The sequence below is a fragment of the Dermatophilus sp. B7861-1 genome (genome assembly GCF_058996045.1).
In genome coordinates, this window is record NZ_CM180082.1 from 2,090,063 (window position 1) to 2,113,108 (window position 23,046).

17 protein-coding genes are annotated in these 23,046 nt (G+C 59.2%); 10 read left to right on the plus strand and 7 right to left on the minus strand.

Translation table 11 applies throughout. The features are described from left to right. Nucleotides 1-12: 12 nt before the first annotated feature. From AC2T9U_RS09240 to AC2T9U_RS09250, 3 genes are all read right to left on the minus strand, one after another. Complete coding sequence (locus tag AC2T9U_RS09240; protein WP_493695899.1) at nt 13-2,697, minus strand: ATP-binding protein; 2,685 nt, start codon at nt 2,695-2,697, stop codon at nt 13-15. Next, a complete protein-coding gene (locus AC2T9U_RS09245; protein WP_115029346.1) occupies nt 2,694-3,830 on the minus strand; it encodes a metallophosphoesterase family protein in 1,137 nt (378 codons plus the stop codon). Before AC2T9U_RS09245 ends, AC2T9U_RS09240 begins: the two co-directional genes overlap by 4 nt. 101 nt (nt 3,831-3,931) lie before the next feature. Continuing rightward, on the minus strand, nt 3,932-4,516 hold the full coding sequence (locus tag AC2T9U_RS09250; RefSeq protein ID WP_493695900.1) for a C40 family peptidase: 585 nt from the start codon (nt 4,514-4,516) through the stop codon (nt 3,932-3,934). Nucleotides 4,517-4,718: 202 nt separating this feature from the next. Between AC2T9U_RS09250 and AC2T9U_RS09255 the strand changes: the two genes are divergently transcribed. Beyond that, entirely contained in the window at nt 4,719-5,114 is a 396-nt protein-coding gene (locus AC2T9U_RS09255; protein ID WP_493695901.1) for a hypothetical protein, read from the plus strand. A gap of 213 nt (nt 5,115-5,327) precedes the next feature. Here the strand turns inward: AC2T9U_RS09255 and AC2T9U_RS09260 are convergent, their stop codons facing one another. Then, on the minus strand, nt 5,328-6,020 hold the full coding sequence (locus tag AC2T9U_RS09260; protein WP_115029342.1) for a metal-dependent transcriptional regulator: 693 nt from the start codon (nt 6,018-6,020) through the stop codon (nt 5,328-5,330). 233 nt (nt 6,021-6,253) lie between these two features. Between AC2T9U_RS09260 and AC2T9U_RS09265 the strand changes: the two genes are divergently transcribed. Beyond that, nucleotides 6,254-6,790, plus strand: a complete 537-nt coding sequence (locus AC2T9U_RS09265) for a hypothetical protein (RefSeq protein ID WP_115029340.1) — start codon at nt 6,254-6,256, stop codon at nt 6,788-6,790. Nucleotides 6,791-7,024: 234 nt separating this feature from the next. Here AC2T9U_RS09265 and AC2T9U_RS09270 read toward each other — a convergent pair whose 3' ends face one another. Continuing rightward, on the minus strand, nt 7,025-8,512 hold the full coding sequence (locus tag AC2T9U_RS09270) for an NCS2 family permease (RefSeq protein WP_208302617.1): 1,488 nt from the start codon (nt 8,510-8,512) through the stop codon (nt 7,025-7,027). A 130-nt stretch (nt 8,513-8,642) separates the two neighbouring features. Continuing rightward, the gene (locus AC2T9U_RS09275) at nt 8,643-9,386 is read right to left on the minus strand and encodes a DUF3027 domain-containing protein (protein WP_493695902.1); all 744 of its coding nucleotides are present in this window, start codon (nt 9,384-9,386) and stop codon (nt 8,643-8,645) included. A 300-nt stretch (nt 9,387-9,686) separates the two neighbouring features. Between AC2T9U_RS09275 and AC2T9U_RS09280 the strand changes: the two genes are divergently transcribed. Beyond that, nucleotides 9,687-11,987, plus strand: coding sequence for a helicase-associated domain-containing protein (locus tag AC2T9U_RS09280; protein ID WP_493695903.1), 2,301 nt, complete (start codon nt 9,687-9,689; stop codon nt 11,985-11,987). Between the two features lie 59 nt (nt 11,988-12,046). On the opposite strand, the gene AC2T9U_RS09285 is transcribed toward AC2T9U_RS09280, so the two are convergent. Next, entirely contained in the window at nt 12,047-14,059 is a 2,013-nt protein-coding gene (locus tag AC2T9U_RS09285; RefSeq protein WP_493695904.1) for a M13 family metallopeptidase, read from the minus strand. 236 nt (nt 14,060-14,295) lie between these two features. On the opposite strand from AC2T9U_RS09285, the gene AC2T9U_RS09290 reads away from it, so the two are divergent. From AC2T9U_RS09290 to AC2T9U_RS09320, 7 genes are all read left to right on the plus strand, one after another. After that, on the plus strand, nt 14,296-15,951 hold the full coding sequence (locus AC2T9U_RS09290; protein ID WP_208302974.1) for a DNA repair helicase XPB: 1,656 nt from the start codon (nt 14,296-14,298) through the stop codon (nt 15,949-15,951). A gap of 203 nt (nt 15,952-16,154) precedes the next feature. Further along, complete coding sequence (locus AC2T9U_RS09295) at nt 16,155-16,556, plus strand: hypothetical protein (protein WP_493695905.1); 402 nt, start codon at nt 16,155-16,157, stop codon at nt 16,554-16,556. Further along, entirely contained in the window at nt 16,534-17,883 is a 1,350-nt protein-coding gene (locus AC2T9U_RS09300; protein ID WP_493695906.1) for an alpha/beta fold hydrolase, read from the plus strand. The genes AC2T9U_RS09295 and AC2T9U_RS09300 overlap by 23 nt, the downstream gene beginning before the upstream one ends. Nucleotides 17,884-17,945: 62 nt before the next feature. Beyond that, complete coding sequence (locus AC2T9U_RS09305; RefSeq protein ID WP_028327191.1) at nt 17,946-18,656, plus strand: response regulator transcription factor; 711 nt, start codon at nt 17,946-17,948, stop codon at nt 18,654-18,656. A 44-nt stretch (nt 18,657-18,700) separates the two neighbouring features. Continuing rightward, a complete protein-coding gene (locus tag AC2T9U_RS09310; protein WP_341746781.1) occupies nt 18,701-20,248 on the plus strand; it encodes a sensor histidine kinase in 1,548 nt (515 codons plus the stop codon). Continuing rightward, nucleotides 20,241-21,590, plus strand: coding sequence for a trypsin-like peptidase domain-containing protein (locus tag AC2T9U_RS09315; RefSeq protein WP_115029326.1), 1,350 nt, complete (start codon nt 20,241-20,243; stop codon nt 21,588-21,590). The genes AC2T9U_RS09310 and AC2T9U_RS09315 overlap by 8 nt, the downstream gene beginning before the upstream one ends. A gap of 173 nt (nt 21,591-21,763) precedes the next feature. Beyond that, nucleotides 21,764-23,041, plus strand: a complete 1,278-nt coding sequence (locus AC2T9U_RS09320; protein WP_493695907.1) for an L-lactate MFS transporter — start codon at nt 21,764-21,766, stop codon at nt 23,039-23,041. Nucleotides 23,042-23,046: the final 5 nt, after the last annotated feature.

Here is a 23,046-nt window from a genome sequence, read left to right on the forward strand (position 1 = left end):
CGGCCTGACCAGCTAAACCACCGAAAACCGCTCCTGCCCAACAGTGACAACCCGCGCCCCCCGCACCCCGTCATACCGACCAGGAGTACACGTCAACATCACCACCTGAGCCCGCTCACCAATAGTTTCAAAAGCCGCAGTAGTAGCCACAATGCGCTGCGGATCGGAATACCCCAGCGCATCATCAATCACCACCGGCACCCCCTCCCCCGGCTCCACCAACTGCGCCACCGCCAACCTCACCAAAATCGACAGCTGCTCCTTGGCGCCACTGGACAACGACTCAAACGGCACATTCACCCCATGCAGCACCCGCTCCTGCACCTGGAGGTCTTCAGCCACCACCACATGAAAAGACGACCCATAAACCAACCGTCCCAACCGCTCAACCTCAGCCCTAAACGGCGCAACATACGCAGCCTTAGCCTGCACACTGTGCTCCCGCAACACCTCACGCAACAACCGCGCCGCTTCTGCCCGCCGCGTCACCACTTGCGCATCATGCTCAGCCACTTCCAACTGCGAAGCAGCCTCATCCAACTGCTCTGCCCTACCCTGACCGCCCGCCTGCTCCAACACAGCCTCAATACGCACCAACTCACGCTCAGCATCAGCCAACCGAGACCGCGCGCCCTCCACCCGACGCTCCACCGCCACCAACTGTTCTTCACCTGTAGCAGCTTCCTGCGCAGCTTGCCTAGCCTGCTCATGCTGCACCTGTGCTTCCTGCACAGCAGCTACGGCACAGACCACTCGCTCGTTAACGTCTTCATCACTCAGCTGCGCACGCGCCTCCTCCAGCTCACTCTGCCGCACCTGTAACTCACGCCGCCCAGCCACAAGATTCGCCTCAGCAGCAGTCGCGGCCTCCCTCGCCTGCGCAGCGGCAACAGCAGCCTCTTCCCCACGTACTCGAAGACGCTCCACCTCATCCGCAGCTGATTCCTCGGCCTCCACCAGCGCACTTAATGCCGCCTCCGAACCATCATCAGCCGCATCACTCTTATCCTCAGCACCATCCATTCTCAGAGGTACCGAGGCAAGCGCACCCTCTACTTCCTCAAGACGATCGCGCATCCAACCAATCTCATCACCGGCCAACAACGCGCTGCGCTCAGCTTCCCCCCGCTCAATCTCAGCCTCCACCACAACCCGTCGCGATGCCTGACGGTGAGCCTCCTGCATGCTCTCCACCCCGCATTCTTCTAGCAACCGCTCCACCTCACGCTCAGCACGACGCACCTGATCAATGCGCTCAGCCGCCCCCGCTTCAGGAACCCACCGGAAAGCTGCCACACCAGGAAGCACTACCTCAATGGGCTCACACAACACCCATTCACTCTCATCTTCGCCCAGCTCAACTGCAGCACCATCAACCTCAACTGCAGCCGAACCAGCCAATGCACGCCCCGTCACCCGCGCTGAAGCCGCCCGCTGGGCAATACGTGCCACCTCCACTTCACGCTCAGCAGTCTCGAGCTTCTCCCGTAGCTGCGCATCTACACGCAGCTCCTCCAACTCATTACGTGCTCGCCCCAGCCGCGCTGCCACGTCATCCACACGCGCAACACGTTCGCTCAGCCGCTGCTTCTCTTGCTCCAACGCGCTCCACCTCCGCCGCTGCCGCGCAGCCGCCACCGCGCGCCGGCAGGCACGAGAGTGACTCTCAGCCTGCGTTATTTCTTCCCCCACCTGCTCAGCACGAGTTGCCATCTGTGTTCGTTGCTGCGCAGCAGTGGCGAAATCTTTCTCCGCTTCCTGCACCTGCTGCACACGCCCAGCGACATCATCAATCAGCACCTCCCGACGAGCTGCCTGCGTCTGAGAGTCCTCCTGCACACGAAGAGCTTCCGTAAGCGCCTGCTTAGCCGCAGCCTCGCGTTCTCGAGCCGTATCAGCTTGTTCCCGCCGCGTTGCCCATTGCTGTGCCTGGTTTTCGGCCTCCTGAACTTTTACGCGTAAATCGACGATGCTGGCGCTGATGTTCGCATGCCGCTTGACATCCCGGTCGACTTCCTCGACCGCGCGTTGAGCTGCATCCCGCCGTTCTCGAGCAGCTGCTACATGTGCAAGCGCTTTTTCGTATTCGCCTTTGGGGCGCCCAGTGGAGGGGGTGAAGTAGCGGGTGTATTCGCTCTCGACAGCAGCAAGGATGGTGTCCCCGTCGCCACCAGCATCAGTACCAGCTCCGCTTGCAGCATCGAGCGCAGCGCGTAGTTGTGTGCTGCCTTCTAGGCAGAGGGGAGCAAGTTCGGTGCCTTGCAGGAGACGCAGGGCATCCCACAGTGCGGTGTCTACGTGTTCTTCCAGTATTTCAGTGGCTCGTTCATGGGCTGCGACGCCGGAATGGTTTTCGGTGCGAGGGGTAGTGATGTGCAGGGTTGTTTTTCCGCCGCGGCCTCGTGCCCCGTTGGCGCCGCGCTTTGCCCATCGTTTGGCGTAGGAGAAACGGTATGGACCGATGCTGGCTTCGATTTCAACGTAGGGAGATTCGTCTTCGCCGATGGGGTGAGCCTCAGTGATGGCTTTGTGGCTGGAGCTGTCTTTGTATCGGAAGAGCAAGTCGATGGCTTCGATGAGGCTTGATTTTCCTGCTTCGTTGGGGCCTTCGATGATGATCACGCCGGTGTCGGGAAATTCGACTGTGGTTTCAGTGATTCCTTTGAAGTTGCGGACGGTCAGGGCGTGAAATTTCATCGACGTACTCCCGCGGAGAGACGGAACAGCAGGGATAGGGCGTCACGAGCTGCGGCGGCGTCCTGATCGTGTGGGGTGCTGGCGCGTTGTTCAAGTTCGCGTGCGGCAGAGGCGACGAAGCCGGAAAGTCCCATTGTTTCGACGTCGGTGCCTTCGACAGCGACGGCGATGTCTTCATGTCGTTTCCAGGAGAAGAGCGCAGCTAGCGAGGTGGAGTATCGATCTAGGAGAGTATCCAGTTCTGCTTTGTCGGTGAGGCTGAGGGTGCCACGCAAGATTGTGCGGACTACGGTGCGGTCTTTGGGGTCTATGGCTGCTAGTCGACTGTCGAGGTCAACGATGTCTTCTCGGCTGTTGAGGTCAGCTTCGATGGTCAAGAAGGTCCAGGTGCCGACATGGATGGGGGTGACCTCGACGTGTCTGGTGCTGTCGATGTCGACGATGAGGACGTCGCCGGGCAGTTTTTCCACGAAGTCGGTGACTTCGCAGGCTCCGCTGTAGTGGATTCGCCCGGTGTTTCCTACAGAAAGACGAGAGTGTCTGTCCCCCAGGGCGATGTAGTTGACGGCGCCGCACTCCAGGGCGCGTTCCATGGTGGCCAGGCGCATGGTGGCCGGGTTGTGTGAGTCTGGATCGATGAGGTCGACGCTGCCGTGGCCAAGTGCGATGCGGGGTAGATCCCCGGGGCCTTCGAGGGTGTCGAGTTCGCGGCCAAGTAGGTCTGCGCGGGGGTCGTTTGATGGCAGTGGTGCGGCGACGATCTCGAAGCCTAAGCCGGTGTTTGTGATTCCGGTATCGAGGACGTGGACATTCTCGGGTACATGGTCGAGCCACGCTGGTGAGGTGTAGATGGAAACAGCGTTGAGGGCATCGTGGTTGCCGGCGAGGAGATAGATAGGCAGTCCTACGCTTCGCATCGCGTCGATGGAGCGGTGGACTGTGGCGGGTGCGACAAGGTTGGAGTCGAAGACGTCGCCGGCAACCACGATGGCATCAGCGTTGTGGCTGTGTGCGAGTTCACCGATAGCGCGGATGGCGTCGATACGTGCTGCTGTGTATCTGGCCTGGGCTTCTCCTGCTAGATAGTGGCGTGTCATACCGAGCTGCCAGTCGCTGGTGTGCACGATCCGCATGTGGGGCTCCGTTCGCTGTTCTCCACCTGACGAAGAGGTTGTCGCGATCAACGTACAGGGCAGCGGCGACGTTCTTGTCTGAGGTCATGTCTTGTGTGTGGCTAGTGGGCACGGTGGTACGTCACTTTTGAGGACCAGATTTTGTGTAGGCCGGTGGTGCGGCCGCTGCGTGGGGCGTCGTACATGTAGCCATTTCCGGCGTATATGCCCACGTGGTGGGCAGGGGATCCGAAAAATACGAGATCGCCAGGTTTGGGATTTTTTACGTGGGTGGTTGCTGCTTGTTGTTGCGCTGCTGTGCGTGGCAGGTAGATGCCTGCTTTTCGGAAGATGTGTTGGGTGAATCCGGAGCAGTCGAATCCGCTGGTGCTAGTACCTCCCCATACGTATGGGATGCCCGATAGGTTTTTCGCCATTTCAAGGACGGCTGTTTTATGTGTAGGTGCGGATGTGGCGCGTGTGAATTTTTTGGTGGTTGGTTTTTTCTGGGTGTGGCGGTGTGCTTTTTTCGGTGATGCAGTGAGTGATGTGTCGAGGCGGGGACGGGGTGTGCTGCGCTTACCTGAATGGAGTCGGGGGCCGTGTGGTGCTTTCTCGAAGGGGTGTGCGGGTACAGGTTTGTGTTCGGGTTTCGGTGTTCTGGAGGTAGCTGGTTGTGTTGGAGCGGGCTTTTGGGAAGGGGGCATGGGAGTTTGGGTAGTTGGTTGGGCTGCAGGGGGTTGATGGCTAACCGAAGGTGCAGGCTGAGGCGTACGGGTGGTAGCGCAGGCTGCAGGTGCCGGCTGCTGCCGGGGTGGGGTGTCTTTTTTACCTACTGATTGCGGAAGGTAGACGCGGGCACCGGTGGTGGTGTTGGGGCTGGCCTGAGGTGGTGGTGTTGGGGCTGAGGTGACCAGCGGTGGTGCCTGGGGGGTTGGGTTTATTACTGCGGCGCAGGGGCAGTCAATTGTGGCTGCGGCTGGCAGTGGTGTTGCAGAGGAGACAGGTTTTCTGTGCTGGGTTGCAGTGCTAGTGGCGTTGGTGGCAGCTGTGTTGGATGTTGTCTCTGCGTGTGTTTTTGCGTTGGCCAGATCAGTTGAGGTGCTGTGTGTAGGCGGTGACGGTGGTGTCGTGCGCGCAGTGACCGTAGCAGTGGTGGAGTTTGGTGTAGGGCTGTGGGGTGCATCGGTCAGTTGTGCTGATGCTAGTGCTGAACCGGCCAGAACAAGCCCGCCGGTGAGCACAGCCCCTGATGCGGTGCGTGCGATCCATGGTGAGTCTGCTGCGACGCGGCTCCACACGTGATCGCCGGGGACGCGAACACGGTGGCGCGCTGAGGCCTCGTGTGGTTGGAGGCAGGATCGTGGGGGTGGTGGGATAGCCGGCATCAGAACTCCTGAGGGAGGCGGTCATGAGCTCTCTCATCCTTGACCGCGCAGCCCTGACCAGGTGTGCCGTCCCCAACTGTGTTTTCTGTTCAGTGGGTTATTGCTAGGTTGTGGAAACTGTGTCTCTTGTTCAGGACTTCTCTGCTGGCTCCACGAACAGGTAATCGGCTAGCTCATCTCCAAGCCACAGCGCTTTGTCCGAACCGACCTTCTCGCCGTAAAGGACCACTCCATCGCCGTCACGGCGCGGAATAACGACGGCTCCGGGGGTCACTCCAGCGCGAGACATTTCGGAAAGAATGTCCGCTTCTGCTTGCAGATGCTCACCGATGCTGCGCAGCACCACTGGTGTGCCATCAGGCACTGCTCCGATACGCAGTGCCTGTGCGATCGGTTGCGGCTCCTCACCGAATGCTTCCAAACCTGGAATGGGGTTTCCGTATGGGCTGCGGTCGTAGTCCTTCAAAATGGCCAGGATTTTGCGCTCCACACGGTCACTCATGACGTGTTCCCACCGGCACGCCTCTTCATGGACATACTCGATTTCCAGACCGATCACGTCGGTCAACAGCCTCTCGGCAATACGGTGTTTACGCATTACACGTGTAGCCAGGTCACGGCCAGCCACAGAGAGTTCGATCGTCCGGTCGGGCATGACTGTCAAGAGCCCATCGCGTTCCATACGCGCCACCGTTTGCGACACCGTCGGGCCGGAGTGTTCCAGTCGCTCCGCGATGCGTGCACGCAGAGCTGGCACACCTTCTTCCTCAAGTTCGAGGATGGTGCGCAGATACATCTCAGTCGTGTCGATGAGGTTGCTCACGTCCTTAGTCTGACACCCCTGATGAGGTGTGACTATCCATGGCGTTCAGTAGAACGTGTCGCGTAAGTAGAAAAGCCGCTCACCACACCCCACGTGCGACCAGCACGACTCCAGGAACATCGGGTAGCGTCAACATCTTCGAGGCCAATACGTATGAACCCAGCCTCCAATCCGTTACCTCACTTCGAGGCAGCGGCCCCCTGCACACCCAAACGTCCCGAAAGGTGCCCTCGGTGGTCGATCGCAAAGCTCTCGTCGCTCGCCTATTCAAACTCGGCGTGACCTATGGACCGATCGCCTACGAAGGCGTGATGCGTAACCGCGGCGCCATCGAACATGTCGCCCGCAAATCTTTTACACGCAGCACCACTTACGAACACATGGCCTACGAGCACGCAGCAGGCCTGGTTAACGGCAGTGTTCTGCTCACCTTCGATGGCGACACCCGCGTATACGTGGTGTTCAGCGGTGATCGGCCCGTAGCTACCCACCCCGCGGTCCCCACCCCCATTGACCGCCTCCTGGAGAACTACGACATCACTCGACGACTCACTCCCGAACAATGGGTACGCGAAAACGCTGAAGCACAAGCTCTCAAATCAAGTGCCAGTGTGACTAGCCGCCTACGCGGGATTCCTCGGGCTATCACCCGTGGTTCTGCTGCCAGCCGCGCAACGATCCGCATCACTCCGCGTGTCTCTACATCTACGCCTGCGGAAAAAACACCGACCGAAAAAACAGGGACAGACAGTCCTTCCTCGCAGGACTGACCTAACTCACGCAATCTCACAAAAGCGGCGACAGCACCACTGCAGCCAACATCGCCACCAGAGCGACCCACACGATCACTTTGCGTACCCGGGGAGTCATCGACGCGTCCTTTCCATGAGGGGAAACCCAAGACTAATCACCCCGGACCCTGACCGGTATGTCAGCGACAAGCAAAGGGGCCTGCGCCGCATCTTGATGCAAGCGCAAGGCCCCTTTGCTCATTGATCTATGTGTCACGCACCTACCAGCCAGTGACGGATTGGGTCCATCGTGAAGTAGATAAGGAACATCACAGTCACAACCCACATCAACGCGTGAATCTCCCGGAATTTGCCCTTGGCTACCTTAATCGCAACGAACGCAACAAACCCCGAACCGATACCAGCCGTGATCGAGTACGTAAACGGCATCATCACCATCGTCAAAAATGCGGGAATCGCGATCTCTAGGTCACGCCAGTCAATGCTGCTGACCTGCTGCATCATCAAGAAACCAACCACAACAAGAGCAGGTGTGGCCGCCTCGTAAGGAACAACCTCAACCAACGGGGTCAGGAACATAGCTACCAGGAACAAAACCCCCGTCACCACCGAAGCCAGCCCAGTACGAGCTCCTTCCGCCACACCCGAGGTCGACTCGATAAATCCTGTATTCGAGCTTGTCCCTGCAGCACCACCAACAATCGCAGCGCTGGCATCAACCACAAGAATGCGGGAGGCGTTCACCGGCGTTCCTTCCTCATCAAGAAGGTCAGCCTCAGCGCCGATGGCAACCATCGTCCCCATCGTGTCGAAAAAGTCGGCCAGCACCAGCGTGAACACGAGAAGCAACGCCGTCAGTGCCCCCACCCGCTCTACAGAACCGAGCAGGTTGAAGTGACCAAGCAGCCCAAGATCAGGGGTAGCGATCGGTGAATTCGGCAAACGTGGAATGTTCAAGCCCCAACCGGTGGGGTTTACCAATTTGCCAGCAGCATCTTTCTGACCACCAATGTTGAACAACGCCTCAACAAGAATGGCCAGCCCTGTTGCACCAACAATTCCGTACAGAATCGCGCCCTTAACCTGACGAACCAGCATCGTCACGATGGCCAGCAACCCAACCACGAACACAAGGCTTGGCCATCCTGCTAAGAAACCACCCGGACCAAGCTGCACCGGCGTGCCCTCGGCTTTACGCACAATCCCAGCGTCATACAAACCAACAAAAGTGACGAAGAGGCCAATACCGACACTCATCGCCGTCTTCAACTGCGCCGGGATCGCGTGGAACACCGCTTGCCGGAACCCAGTCAGCACCAGCACAAGGATGACAATTCCTTCAATTACCACCAGCCCCATCGCATCGGCCCAGGTCATCCCCGGCATCCCCGCAATCGAAAACGCCACAAACGCGTTCAGGCCCAAGCCGGCAGCAATAGCGAACGGGAAGTTAGCGATCACTCCCATCGCGATAGTCATTACACCAGCCACCAACGCGGTGGCTGCAGCGATTTTTGCCAGGTCAGGGTTTGCTCCCCCACCCAAAAACTGTCCCGTTCCATCAGGAACCAGGCCAAGAATCAACGGGTTGAGAACCACGATGTAAGCCATCGTGAAGAACGTCGCAAGACCACCGCGCACCTCGCGGCCAACAGTCGATCCACGCTCAGAAATATGGAAAAAACGATCGATCACGCCACGGCTCTCAACGGGCGCAGCAGAAGCAGGGGCATCAGGCATGAAGGAAACCTTAACGTTACCTGTGACCTACCACTCACCACGCCTGAGAGTGACCAGAGAACCGCCCTATTAGCCAACGAATCTCACCGAATTAACCAGGCGCAGCCACGCCCACAACCCTGCCGGTAAATTACACCGCCTCGATAGCTAAATCGTCGATAACCGGCTCAGAAGCCAATGCCGCATGAGTAGGCGCAGCATCGGTCTCACTGTGCGCACCACAGCCATGATCCAAGCTCACCACTCGACCATCCGAAGGCGACCACGGCGAAGCACACACACCAAACACACTGCGCAGCGCACCCGTCACCGGCAAGAAGAAACCACACGTACTGCACGGAGCCTTCGCAGCTCGAGCCATCTCAGAACGCGGCCCGCACTCTCCCTCGTACCATCGAGTCGCAGCAGCCTCACGACCCTCCGCAGACAACACCCGCGGACGCCCAAGACCCAACTCCCACAAAGCAACCCGATCAACATCCTCATCACCAGTTGCCTCAAACCCCGGCTGCACCAGAGCATCATCTTCCCGGTAGGGCAACACATCACCAGGGCGCAAATCCCCCGGCTGCAACCGATCCGCATACGGCACCCACTCTTTAGACAGCACCGCATCGGCCCCCGGCACCAAACCGACCTCACACACCGTCACCTTGCGAGAACGCGGCGCACGCCCCAACGTCACCGACCAACGCCACCCCCGGTAAGCCTTCGCCATGCACTCAAACTTGTGCGTCACCAACCGGTCAGCTTCAGTCACCGACTCCACCAAATCACCCACCGTGCCCGGCTCGGCCAACTCAGCAGCAACCCCCCGCGCAACCTCAACCGCACGCGGTGAACTCAACGTGGTGTCCTTCTTAACAGCGGGCATCACACACCTCCACAAAGATCGCCGCAGCACACACAAACACCGCCAAGCCGAAACCCCCGGCCTTGGGAACTGTGCATAGCCTCGACCTCACATCCGAAACGTCATCTGTGCCGAGCCGACCGGCGCAATCACACCTGGCAGAACCCGTATCCCACACGGATCACCACTACAGGGGTGCAGCCTGACACCAGCCCGTCATCAAACCAGCGTAGCTGGTGCCATCGCCCAACGCCCCACCCCAGCCCAACAACACCATCCAAGAACCCAACCCCCACCTCAGCGAGGACTACCGTGGAAAACATGGCCGCACGCCCATCGAGCCGAAAAATTCGCTCACTCGCTGAGGACCTACGCACCCGCAGCGACGACGCCCTCATCACCCTCCTGCAACAACGCCCCGACCTCGCCCGACCAACCATCCCCGACCTACGCACCCTCGCCGCCCGAGCCACCTCCACCCCCAGCGCCGCTCGCGCCTTGGACAACCTCGCCCCCCGCGAACTCCACGTCCTGCAAGCCCTAGCCATCAGCAACGGCAACGTCCCCCAGGCTGCAACACTGCTCAACATCACCCCCACCGCACTACGCCGTAGCGCCGAAACCCTGCGCGACCTCGCCCTGCTCTGGAAAGAAAAAACTACCTACCACGTACCTGCAGGCGTCACCACCGCCCTAGGGCCCTACATCGCCGGACTCGCACCAGCAGACGAAAACACCCCCCAGCCCGACGAAATCGCTGACCACCTCAACACACTCACCCCCCACCAACGCACCATCCTCGACACCCTCACCTGGGGACCCCCCATCGGCGACATCCCGACCACAGGACGCATCACCGACATCGCCGAACACCTCACCACCCTCGGACTCCTGCAACGCCCAACCCCCACCCGCATCATCCTGCCCCGCACCGTCGCACTCGCCCTACGCAACGGCAACCTCCTACCCCCAAACACCCTCGACCCCACACCCCCAACCACCACCCCCCTACCCCCACACACACCCGAAGCAACCCTGGCAGCCATCACCACCTGCCTCGAACGCATCGACGAACTCGGCCACATCCTCGCAACCACCCCACCCCGGATGCTCCGCAACGGTTCCCTAGGTGTGCGCGACCTACGCCGCATCGCCGCCGAACTCGACACCGACACCAACACCACCACCCTCTACCTCGAAATCGCCTACAGCGCTGGACTCATCGGCACCTTCGACCCACCAGCCCGCCACGCCGACACCGACACCTATTACGCCCCCACCCTCACCTATGACACATGGCGCCACACCAGCGCCGCCACCCGATGGGCCCGCCTGGCCCTAGCCTGGTTCGACACCGACCGCACCACCACCGCCACCACCCCCCTGGGCCCAGAAAACACTTCCACCACCTACCGCACCACCCGCCACAGCGTCCTACACGCTCTGGCCTGCCTACCCACCGGACACGGCACCACCCCCACCTCACTAGCCACTTCGCTGACCACCCAGCACCCCCGCCGCGACCCCAACATCCTCACCGAGGCAACCCACGTCACCCTCCACGAAGGCACCCACCTAGGCATCATCACCAACGGTGCGCTCACCCCCACCGGACACGCACTCTGGATCGCCTGGAACAACGGCCTGAGCATCACCGACCTCATCGACCCAGACACCCCACTCAGCACCGACAGCGACCCACACAGCACAGCCCTGCATGCCCTTGCAACCCTCGACACTCACCTGCCACCACCGGCAAAAGACATCCTCCTTCAAAGCGACCTAACCGCAGTCGTCCCCGGCCGTCTCGAAGGCCACACCGCCGACTTACTCCGCCTCATCGCTGACCTCGAATCCCGTGGAGGAGCAAGCGTTTTCCGATTCACCCCCGAAAGCATCCGCCGCTACCTCGACACCGCAGCCTCCGCCGACGACCTCATTACGACCCTCAAACGCCACTGCCCCACCGGTATCCCCCAACCTCTCGAATACCTCATTCGCGACGTCGCCCGCCGCCACGGCCGTGTCCGCGTCGGCGAAACCAGCACCTACCTGACCAGCGACGACACTACCTGCCTTGACGCCATCGAACACGACCCCCGCCTAACACACCTCGCTCTACGCCGACTAGCACCCACCGTTGTTATCACCCACTACGACCGCAACACCACCCTGACCGCCCTACGCAAAGCCGGACACAGCCCACTAGCCGAATCCCTCAGCGGCAACCACACCCCCCACAGCCTCAACGCAACCCGCGCCACCGACCAGCACACCCCCACCCCCATCCTCACCGCCCCACCACCGGTAAGTCACGACGATGCCGCTCACCTCATCCAGGCCATGCGTGCAGGAGACGCCGCACTCACCAACAACGACGACCCCGCCATCGAAGCCAGCGACCCCACCATCACCCTGGACACCCTCCGCGAAGCAATCACTGCACGCCACAACGTGTGGATTTCCCTGGCAGGGCCCGAGGGATCCACCACCAGACTCCTCCTACGCCCCACCTTTATCGAAGCCGGACGCGTACACGGCATCGTCGAAGGAACCGACGCTGTACGCACCTTCTCCATCCACCGACTCATCGGCGCTACCCCTGCCCCCACCAGCCCCTAAACAGCGGCGATGGCCGCCCTCACCCGAACTGGGCGAAGACGGCCATCACTTGCAACAGCTCACCAAATACGCACCCGTTCACTGGGCGCGAGCCACAATCCATCGCCTGGCGCGACCTCGAACGCTTCATGGAACTCTGTCAAGTTACGCACAATGTTGGCCCGCAAATCTACCGGTGAGTGCGGATCAATCTTCAACAAACGACGCGCCTCCTGCGGACGAGACTTACCCCGCCAAGCCTGCGCCCAGCCCACGAAGAATCGTTGCTGGCCAGTCAAACCGTCCAGCAAAGCTGGCTCCGCTCCATCCAAAGAAATCAAATACGCCAGGTAAGAAATCGTCACTCCACCAAGATCTCCAATATTCTCACCAACCGTAAGAGCACCATTAACTTTCTCTTCGGGAAGATCACGCGTCCTCAAACCCTCATACTGCGCAATCAATGCCGTTGCGCGCTCATCAAAACGCTCACGGTCTTCTTCGGTCCACCAATCTTCTAAATTGCCTCGACCATCATATTTTGACCCTTGGTCATCAAATCCATGTCCAATTTCATGGCCAATAACCGAACCAATAGCGCCATAATTCACTGCATCATCTGCTTCAGGGTCAAAGAAAGGCGGCTGCAAAATAGCTGCCGGGAAAACAATCTCATTCATTCCCGGGTTGTAATACGCATTCACTGTCTGTGGAGTCATGAACCACTCACCGCGATCCACTGGGCCACCAAGTTTGCGCCATTCACGATCCGTTTCAAACGCCATAGCGCGGCGCACGTTTCTGATCAGGTCATCAGCCTCTACTCGCAACCCTGAGTAATCACGCCACGAATCCGGATAACCGATTTTCGGAGTAAACAACGAAAGCTTCTCCAAAGCTCGCGCTTTGGTTGCTTCACTCATCCAATCCAAATCCGAAATATCACGCCGATACGCCTCAATTAGATTCGACACTAGTTCCTGAACACGCGCCTTCGATTCAGGCTTGAACCGCTCGGCAACATACAAACGTCCCGCGGCTTCACCAATCAACCCATCCACCAAGGCGACACCACGGCGCCACCGATCCCGCTGCACCGTCGTACCAGTCAATACCCGACCATAGAAGTCAAAATGTTCCTGATCGAAAGCGCCCGGTAAATAGGAAGACCACGAACGCAACACCGACCACACTGCCCACCGCTTCCACTCAAGCAGTTCAGCTGACTGAACCAACTCAGACAACCCCTGCACATACGAGGGCATCGCCACCACGAATTCAGCTGGCCCGCCCTCAGGTGCGCCAGCACCATCAAGCCACGCACGCCACGGAACCGCTGGCGCCAACTCCATCAGCCCATCAAAAGAAACCTTGTTATAAGTGGCAACAGCATCCCGCGCTGCCACCCGGTCCCAGTGATACGAAGCCAGCACTGTTTCGTGCGCCATCACAGCACGCGCAATCTCATCTGCAGCACCTAACGGAGCCACCAGCTCAGGAGCATGCTCCGCCAGCAAAGCAAACGTGCGCTCAATATGTTTCACGTACTGTTCACGCACCTCAGCGTGATCCTCATCCCGGTAGTAGGCCTCGTCCGGAAGCCCCAACCCTGACTGGTACATATTCGTCACATACGAGTCAGAAGATCGCCGATCGGTGTCAACAAACACCGCCACCGCCCCAGCCACACCTTCACGCTGCAAAGCTCCCAGACGCCCCCACAACTGCTGAGCATCAGCAGCCTCAATAACCCCCAACACAACATCAACCAGCGGTGAAACCCCCGCCGCCTCTACCTGCTCAACATCCATGAAAGACGCATACAGCGCCCCCACCTGGGAACGAACGCTGGCCAGCTCATCACCCCGGCCCCCTTCGGCCGCAACCTCAGCGGCCCGGTCAACAATCTCGCGCATGTGCTCCTGCGCGGTATCGCGCAACACATCAAACGTCCCAAACCGACCACGGTCAGCAGGAATCTCTGTGCGCGCAGCCCACCCACCATTAACGAACCCAAACAGATCATCTTGAGGACGGACGCTGCGGTCAAAAGCATCCACATCCACACCCGAGTGCAACTGATCAATAGACATGCGTTTATCTCCTCATCGGCGGTGCCTCGACCGCACACTCTTTGGTCGCGCGGCCTTCGGAACCTCTCAGAGGTTCACAGACCGCCCAATCCGGCCCTTACCGCTTTCTCACCGTACTGAAACGCCGAAGCTAACAGGGCCTTTGTGAACACATACGTTCGACACTCCCCATAGATTCCTCACCCCACGCACCTTGCGGGAAGCAAAACACCGCCACCAACGTTGTCACTACCACCATGACAAACGGCGCACTTATCGTTCAGAGCGACAAGACACTCCTCCTAGAGGTCAACCACCCCGACGCAGTCGCGGCACGAGCCGCGATCGCGCCATTCGCCGAACTCGAACGCTCTCCCGAACATATCCACACCTACCGCATCACGCCCTTAGGGCTGTGGAATGCCCGCTCAGCCGGATACGACGCCGAAACCGTTGTACATGCTCTCGTCGAGCACTCCCGTTACCCCGTGCCTCACTCGCTCCTAGTCGATATTGCCGACACCATGGACAGATACGGGCGCCTTCGTCTCATCAAAGACAGCGAGCGCCTCGTCCTTGAAGCCACCGACCTGGCTGTATTTACAGAAGTAACCCGGCACAAAAAAATCGCCCCCCTCCTCGGCGAGCGCCTCGACGACAAACACGTCATCGTCCACAACAGCGAACGAGGGCACCTCAAACAAGAACTTCTCAAAGTCGGGTGGCCCGCCGAAGACCGAGCCGGATACGTCGATGGAAAGTCCCACCCCATCGACCTATCTGATACTGACTGGCAACTACGCCCCTACCAACAACACGCCGTCGACAGCTTCATGGCCAGTGGATCAGGAGTAGTCGTTCTTCCTTGCGGGGCAGGCAAAACCCTTGTTGGTGCTGGCGCTATGGCTGCCGCAAGCACCATTACTCTCATCCTTGTCACTAATACCGTCGCTGCCCGCCAATGGCGCAACGAGCTGCTACGCCGCACCACCCTGACCGAGGACGAAATCGGTGAGTACTCCGGCACAGTCAAAGAAATCCGTCCGGTAACCATCGCCACCTACCAAGTCCTCACGCACAAACGAAAAGGCACCTACACCCACCTGGATCTGCTCAACGCCCGCGACTGGGGACTCATCATTTACGACGAAGTCCATCTCTTACCTGCCCCCATCTTCCGGATGACCGCTGATCTGCAAGCACGACGCCGGATGGGCCTGACCGCAACGCTTGTACGCGAAGACGGACGCGAATCAGATGTGTTCAGCCTCATCGGCCCCAAACGTTTTGACGCCCCATGGAAAGACATTGAATCCCAGGGCTACATCGCCCCTGCCCACTGCACCGAGGTACGCGTGTCACTGCCTGACAGCGACCGGGTCACCTATGCCACCACCGACCCTCAGGAGCGCTACCGTTTCGCTTCCTGCCACAGCGTCAAAGACACCGTTGTGGCAAAACTGCTTATCAAGCACCCCGAAGAGCCCACCCTTGTCATCGGCCAATACCTCGAACAGCTCGAAACACTCGCAGCCGAACTCAACGCTCCGCTGATCACCGGACAAACACCCGTCAAACAACGTGAAAAACTTTTTCACCAATTCCGCACTGGCGAATTAAACCTGCTCGTTGTAAGCAAAGTGGCCAACTTCTCCGTCGACCTTCCTGAAGCCAGTATTGCTATCCAAGTCAGCGGCACTTTTGGCTCTAGACAAGAAGAAGCCCAACGCTTAGGCCGCCTAACCCGGCCGAAAAACGATGGCCGCAGCGCGCACTTCTACACCATCGTTGCCCGCGACACTATCGACGCCGAATTCGCAGCTCACCGGCAAAGGTTCCTCGCCGAACAAGGGTATGCATACGCAATCATCGATGCTGACGACCTTGAGACAGAAAACGGTGCCACGCACTAAAAACCATCACTACACTTGCAGGAGAATCCTTTTAAGCGAGGCTGCAATTTCGGCAGCGCCCCGGACAGACGCTCTCGTGCACAACCCGAGCAGTACCCGTAGGCGAACAAGCTGGCACAGTTATTCCGAGGGCATTAGCCACGGTTCTGGTGCCCCTGACCGTAGATAGCAGCATCTACGCACCCACATGCGCAGGAGGGGCAATGAACAATCAGCCGACCACCACACCACCATCGCAGCGCCACAAAAGCGGCAAGTCACGACGAGCCTCAGTAGCCCGCATGGCTGCAGCGATCCTGGTAGCAACCCCCGTTGCTCTCACTCCCTGGTCGGCAGCCCAAAATGCGCACGCCGCCACCAAAGACCCCACGGTCAAAAAATCTGTTGCCAGTGTCTTGGCTGCGCGCAAGAAACCCACTCCACGCACCGGAGCGCAAAAACCCCTTCCAGCCCTGACTAAAGCACAGTACCTAGCGCAAAAACCCGCCTGGTCTTCCAAAACATGCTCCACCGCAGCACGGGTAGCCGCAGACACTGGCAACAGCCCCTACCCCCATCGAATGCGCTCGAATCCGCACCCCCTTGGACTGGCAAGACTTCTCTAAAGGCTCCATCAACCTCAACATCACTCGCCTCAAACACAGCGGCAAAGCCCGCAGCGCCCGCCCACTATTCGTCAACCCTGGCGGCCCCGGCTCCCCCGCAGGCGAATTCGTTTCAGCCATCGCTGACTCAAAAGAATCCCTGCGCACCACCCACGACATCATCGGCGTAGACCCCCGCGGCACCGGACTATCCAGCCCCGTTGAATGCCCCCTACCCGACTTCACCCCCAAAGACCAGCGCGACACCAGCAAAGCCGTCCGCGAGCGTATGTGGCAAAGCTACAAGCAGTGGACGCAATCGTGTACAAGCAAGCACCCCAAACTGCTCCCCCACATCACCACTGCTAACACCGTCGCTGACATGGATCTGGTCCGACAGGTCCTCGGTTTCAAAACCATCGACTTTTTCGGCACTTCCGGTGGTTCTTGGATGGGCGCTTGGATGGCCAAGCTCTACCCGCACAGCACTGGACGCGTACTCACCGACGCTAACGCTAAGTTCACCGGCGACTGGCGTTCCTCTTTCGCGCTGATGCCTCAAGGCTTCCAGCGCCGCTGGGACAAACAGGCTCTTCCGTGGATCGCTCGGCACAATAAAGACTTCGGCCTAGGAACTACTGCCAGCGAAGTCCGCAACAACTACGAGAAAATCCGCAGTGAAGTGGCTAAAGGACGCGTCCGCGACCTTACTCCTGCCAGCTTCGATGCCACTCTCATGCAGATGCTTTACAGCGACGAATCGCTCTCCTCCATCGGAGCCACGCTCAAACAGCTCAATGTCAGTCTGCGCGGCAGCAAAGGCACAGTGAAGATGCCCTCCGGGCAAACCTTTGAACCCGAGGACAACGAAAGCCTGCTTTCCACCCAGACCGTCCGCACGGCCATTGTCTGCAACGACACTAACTTCGACCGGCGCCGCGAATCTCTCGAAAAGGAATACCTCAACGCGCAGAAGAAATACCCACTGCAAGGCTCCATGCTCAGCGTCATCGCCGCCCCGTGCGCTTACTGGCCATGGGCTCCCAAGAAGGTTCCCACCATCAATGGTTCAGGCTCGGCCAACATCCTCATGATCCAAGGTGAGGTTGACCCGGCTACTCCCGTGGAAGGCGCCCGAGCAGCACACGCTGCACACTCCGCCACCCGCATGATCACCATCGACAACGACGGAAACCACGGGGCATTCACCTCTGCACCTGACAACAAGTGCGTGAACAACATCGCTCTTGCCTGGCTGCAGCGAGGAATCTGGCCGCGTCAAGACGTCACGTGTAAAGGCGCCCCCTTGCCCATGGAAAACAAAATATTTGAGGTCACTACTCCCTGATCCTCGGGTGCCTCGAGGCACAAATCCAGGCAAAATCCAGGCAAAACACGCATTCTGGAACAGTGACCGAAGATGTGACCGCCGAAGCCCGCCTACTCGTTGTCGAGGACGAACCCAGCATTCGTGAATTGCTAGCGACCTCACTCAAGTTCGCGGGCTTCGAGGTATTCACCGCCGCCGATGGTAACGAAGCAATCGAAGTTGCCGAACGTGAACAGCCCGATCTTGTCGTTCTTGACGTCATGCTTCCTGACATGGACGGCTTCGCTGTAACTTCCAAACTGCGAGACCGTGGCCGCGAAATGCCGATCGTTTTCGTCACCGCCATGGACAGCGTCGAAGACAAAGTTAAAGGCCTGACCGTCGGCGGCGACGACTACGTCACCAAACCTTTCAGCCTTGAAGAAGTTGTGGCCCGCATCCGCGCTGTGCTGCGCCGAACCCGCGGCGAAATCAGTGACGACTCCGTTCTACGGTTCCATGACCTCGAACTCAACGAAGACTCACACGAAGTACGTCGCGGAACCCGCGTCGTAGACGTCTCACCCACCGAGTTCAAACTGCTCCGTTACCTCCTCATGAACCCCAACCGCGTTCTGTCCAAACAGCAAATCCTTGACCACGTTTGGGACTACGACTTCCGCGGGGAAGCAGGGATCGTCGAGTCATACATTTCCTATCTGCGCCGCAAAATCGACACGGAGGAACCGCACCTGATCCACACACGCCGCGGCGTTGGATACGTGCTGCGATTGCCTCCCGAATCAGCATGATCGGGGTGCCACGCCCGCGCATCTCATCCGCGGCCGTGGGCCGGGTGACCGGCCGACTTCACGAAAAGTCGCTCACCTGGCGGCTCCTCGCCGTCCTCGTCGTACTCCTCGTCGTGGCACTCACTCTCACAAGCCTGGCGACCAGCGCAATCATGCGCCGCTATCTCGTAGACCGCACCGTCGAGGAGCTCCGCACGGCAGCCGCACCTGTGGCTGAACGCGTGCTCCCCCAATACATGAATCGCAAAAACGACATTGACGTACCTAGCACCTACGTCGTGTCGTTTATGAACACGGCGGGACGTCCTGTAGCGACCCTGGTCCCTTCCGGCATTGACGCTGAATCCGTCCCCGACATGCCCCGCCTGACCACCCGCGACGCCCGCGTCAGCTCCGCCGAACCGTTCATCCTTTCCTCGCCCAACGCATCCAGCCCTGCCTGGATCGTCGTTGCTGGACAAATGAGCAACGCCTCAGGCACCTACGCGGTGGCTACCTCCCTGGCCGGTGTGGAACAAGCCATCAACAAAACCATCGCAGCATCCTTTACCGTCAGCATGCTGCTCGTTTTAGGCTGCGTTTTCATCGGCTGGATAGGGTTCCGGCGCGCTTTCCGGCCGCTACGCACCATCGAAGACACCGCCGCCGCAATCGCGGCAGGCGATCTATCACGCCGCGTCCCTGAAACACGCGCACACGACGAAGTACAAAGCCTTTCCCGCTCCATCAACGCGATGCTCGCTCAAATCGAGGAGTCCTTCCGTATCCGCGAAGCTGGCGAACAGCGCATGCGACGTTTCGTCACCGACGCATCTCACGAACTGCGCACTCCCCTTGCAACAGTCCGCGGCTATGCAGAGCTTTATCGCCAAGGCGCTGCCTCTTCTCCTGAGCAAACAGCAGCCGCCATGAGCCGCATCGAAAATGAAGCCACACGTATGGCCGGACTCGTCGACGATCTGCTCACCCTCGCCAGACTCGACAACGCCCGCCCCATGAACATGAGCGTCGTTGATCTCACCGTTCTGTCTGCTGACGCCGTACAAGATGCCCGAGCACGCGACCGCGAACGCGAAATCCGTCTCCTGTCCATCGATGACGGTGACCTCGTGCCCACCGAAGTTGTTGGAGATGAAGCACGCCTGCGCCAGGTTGTCACCAACCTCGTCGCTAACGCCCTTTCCCACACTCCTGCAGGAAGCCCCATCGAAGTAGCCGTTGGAATACATCAACAACGAGCTCGCGTTGAAGTACGCGACCACGGACCAGGCATCGAACCCGAAGTCGCCAGCAAAGTTTTCGAACGCTTCTACCGCAATGACCCTGCCCGAGGCCGTAAACCCAGCGGCGGATACGGCCTCGGACTGGCTATCGTCGCCGGACTCATTGAAGCCCATGGAGGACGCGTCGGTGTAGCACCAACCCCTGGTGGAGGAGCTACTTTCGTCTTTGAGCTTCCTACTGCAGCTAATAGCAACACAAAGGCAGAGCCCCCAGCCTCACAAACTGAAACACCTGCCACACGGGCTCGACGCCCTGTACGTCGACTCCTCACACCACGACGCCACAACACTGGAGGAACGGATGGCTAACGAACCCACCAACGCCCCCGGTCAGGAAGGGCCCAGTACCGGGCCAAACCAGGCTCCGGGAACCACGTGGCACGGCTCCGACGCCTCGTCAGCGCCGTGGAAAATGGGCGCAACCAAAAACTGGGACGCACCCGGCGCTGACCCAAACCAAAGCGACGACACAGCAGAGAAAAAAGATGACGCCGCCACCAACCGAGCTAAAAAGCGCCGCGCAACCCTCTTCATCAGTATCGGCGCCGTGGTGCTCGTCGCCGCCTTGGCAGGACTAGCCCCCACTTACCTCAGCGGACGCAACACCGCCGACAACACCAAAAACCCTCCTGCTCAAAGCGATCAATTCCATGCCCAACCCGGACCGATCCAGCAAGCTTCCGGCTCTGCACCCGACTGGACCGCAACCGCCGAAGCCGTCGCCCCCAGTGTCGTTTCCATCACCGTCAACGCGTATCAAGGAAACGCTCAAGGCTCAGGAGTGATCCTGGACAAAGAGGGCCACGTGGTCACCAACCACCACGTCGTGGCTGACGCCGTCAACGGACGCGGACAGATTTTCATCACCCTCAACGACAAACGCACTCACAAAGCAACCGTCGTCGGCTCGGACCCCAGCACCGACCTAGCAACCCTCAAAATGGTCGACGTCCCCTCCGACGTACGCCCCATCACCCTCGGAGATTCTGACCAACTCAAAGTCGGTGTGCCAGTCATGGCCGTCGGTAACCCACTAGGTCTGTCCGGCACCGTCACCGAAGGCATCATCAGTGCCCTGGATCGCCCACTCATTACCAGCGGCAAACCTAACTACGCTGAGGCCACTATCTCTGAAGATGTCATCACCAACGCCATTCAGACATCTGCAGCCATCAACCCTGGTAACTCCGGAGGCGCACTTGTCAACGCATCCGGCCAGCTCATCGGCATTAACTCTTCTATCGCTCAAACTCAACAAGGTGGCGGAAACATCGGCATCGGCTTCGCCATCCCGGTTAATGCCATGAAAAACATCGCTTCCCAACTCATCAAAAACGGCCACGTTCAGCACGCTTTCGTAGGAATCAGCAGCCAGACCGGAAACGTCCCCGAAGGAGAAGCTCAGCGCGCCGCGGCTCTTGTTGCTGAAGTCACACCTAATAGCCCTGCAGCCGAAGCTGGCATCCGCCGCGGCGACGCTATCGTCGCACTCAACAACGACCCGATTGACGGCAAAGAAGCTCTCGTCGCACAAGTGCGCGACCACCGAGCAGGCGAACAAGTAACCCTGACCATCGTGCGCGGAAAACAACGCCAAGACGTTCAGGTCACTCTCGGTAGCCGCCCGCAAGACACAGAGGACAACGGGTAAGACACCTCACATTTAAAGGCCGGAAGCCCTAAAACGCGGGCTTCCGGCCTTTTCTATGCCTTAGCAGCCACCCACCCGCGGGTAGGGTTCGATCCGTCGCAAAGACACAACCAGCAACACCAAGGACACTCACCACACCACTAGCTCTTTTCACACAGAAAGTCCCCTTCCCGATGACCTCCCCATCCGCTTCACCCACGAGCGCCATCTCTAACCGGTGGATCATTCTCGCCGGTGGCATTCTCGTTCAGCTTGCTCTCGGAGCTATCTACGCCTGGAGCACATTCGGTAAAGCTCTTCAAGCTGGGCCATCTGCTATGCACCTGTCTGCAGTGCAGGCAGCGCTTCCTTTCGAGTTGGCGCTCGGAATGATCTTCATCGGCACCTTCGTTGGCGGGCGCATCCAAGACGCCCGCGGCCCCCGCATCGTCGCTGTGGTGGGCGTTGTTCTCTACGCCATTGGGATCATCATCAGCTCATTCGCGACCACCCCCGGTGACCTATGGCTCCTTCTGGTCGGATACGGTCTCATTTCTGGGCTTGGCCTGGGCATGGCATATATCGTCCCTATCGCTCTACTGCAGAAATGGTTCCCTGATAAGGCCGGTCTTATCACTGGTTTAGCTGTTGCTGGGTTCGGTTTTGGTGCTGTTATCACCTCACCGGTGGCGCAAATGCTCATCGAGAGTGATCCGGTTCATCCCACAGCGCCTTTCCTACCTCTGGGGATTGCTTATCTGATTTTTGGTGTCTTGGGGTCGCTAACTTTCGTTAACCCTCCCAGCGGATGGCGTCCTGCTGGAATGCCTGCTCCAAGTAACGAAAGCACGAACTCCACTGCACGTGATTTCACCGTTAAAGAGGCGCTCTCTACACCCCAGTGGTATCTACTGACACTTATCTTGACTTTGTCGACCACTGCAGGAATCACGTTGGTTTCAGGTGCGGCCGCAGCAGCAGCAAACATTGCCGGTTACAGTGCCGCCGCAGCAGCAGCCCTGGTTGGAATCATGGGGCTTTTCAATGGGGCTGGCCGCATTCTTTGGGCTGCGCTGTCAGACCGTGTGGGCAAGATGAACGCTTTTGTCGGCATTCTCGCGCTGCAGGGAATTTGTTTGATTCTGATGCCTCACCTGGGCACTTCAGCAGCTGCTTTCGCCGTGTTGGCTGCCATTATCTACACCTGCTACGGCGGTGGTTTCGGAGCTATGCCCTCTACTGCAGGTAAGTTCTTCGGCCTCACGCACAGCGGCAGTATTTACGGGCTCATGCTTGTCGCGTGGTCTTTGGGCGGAGTCGGTGGCCCGTTGCTTTCTTCGGCACTCATCGGTGGTGACGCGGAGAAAAACTACATGCTCGGCTACACCGTCATCGGTGTGATCGCTCTTGTCGGTGCGGTAATTCCTTTCGTCACCAAGCCACCGAAAGTGCATGCGAACAGCACCTTTTAATGTGT

What these genes read in the sequence shown, in the direction of transcription:
- AC2T9U_RS09240 (WP_493695899.1), bottom strand. Translation starts at nt 2,697, where the DNA reads ATGAAATTTCACGCCCTGACCGTCCGCAACTTCAAAGGAATCACTGAA.
- AC2T9U_RS09245 (WP_115029346.1), bottom strand. Translation starts at nt 3,830, where the DNA reads ATGCGGATCGTGCACACCAGCGACTGGCAGCTCGGTATGACACGCCAC.
- AC2T9U_RS09250 (WP_493695900.1), bottom strand. Translation starts at nt 4,516, where the DNA reads ATGCCCCCTTCCCAAAAGCCCGCTCCAACACAACCAGCTACCTCCAGA.
- AC2T9U_RS09270 (WP_208302617.1), bottom strand. Translation starts at nt 8,512, where the DNA reads ATGCCTGATGCCCCTGCTTCTGCTGCGCCCGTTGAGAGCCGTGGCGTG.
- AC2T9U_RS09275 (WP_493695902.1), bottom strand. Translation starts at nt 9,386, where the DNA reads ATGCCCGCTGTTAAGAAGGACACCACGTTGAGTTCACCGCGTGCGGTT.
- AC2T9U_RS09280 (WP_493695903.1), top strand. Translation starts at nt 9,687, where the DNA reads ATGGCCGCACGCCCATCGAGCCGAAAAATTCGCTCACTCGCTGAGGAC.
- AC2T9U_RS09285 (WP_493695904.1), bottom strand. Translation starts at nt 14,059, where the DNA reads ATGTCTATTGATCAGTTGCACTCGGGTGTGGATGTGGATGCTTTTGAC.
- AC2T9U_RS09290 (WP_208302974.1), top strand. Translation starts at nt 14,296, where the DNA reads ATGACAAACGGCGCACTTATCGTTCAGAGCGACAAGACACTCCTCCTA.
- AC2T9U_RS09295 (WP_493695905.1), top strand. Translation starts at nt 16,155, where the DNA reads ATGAACAATCAGCCGACCACCACACCACCATCGCAGCGCCACAAAAGC.
- AC2T9U_RS09315 (WP_115029326.1), top strand. Translation starts at nt 20,241, where the DNA reads ATGGCTAACGAACCCACCAACGCCCCCGGTCAGGAAGGGCCCAGTACC.
- AC2T9U_RS09320 (WP_493695907.1), top strand. Translation starts at nt 21,764, where the DNA reads ATGACCTCCCCATCCGCTTCACCCACGAGCGCCATCTCTAACCGGTGG.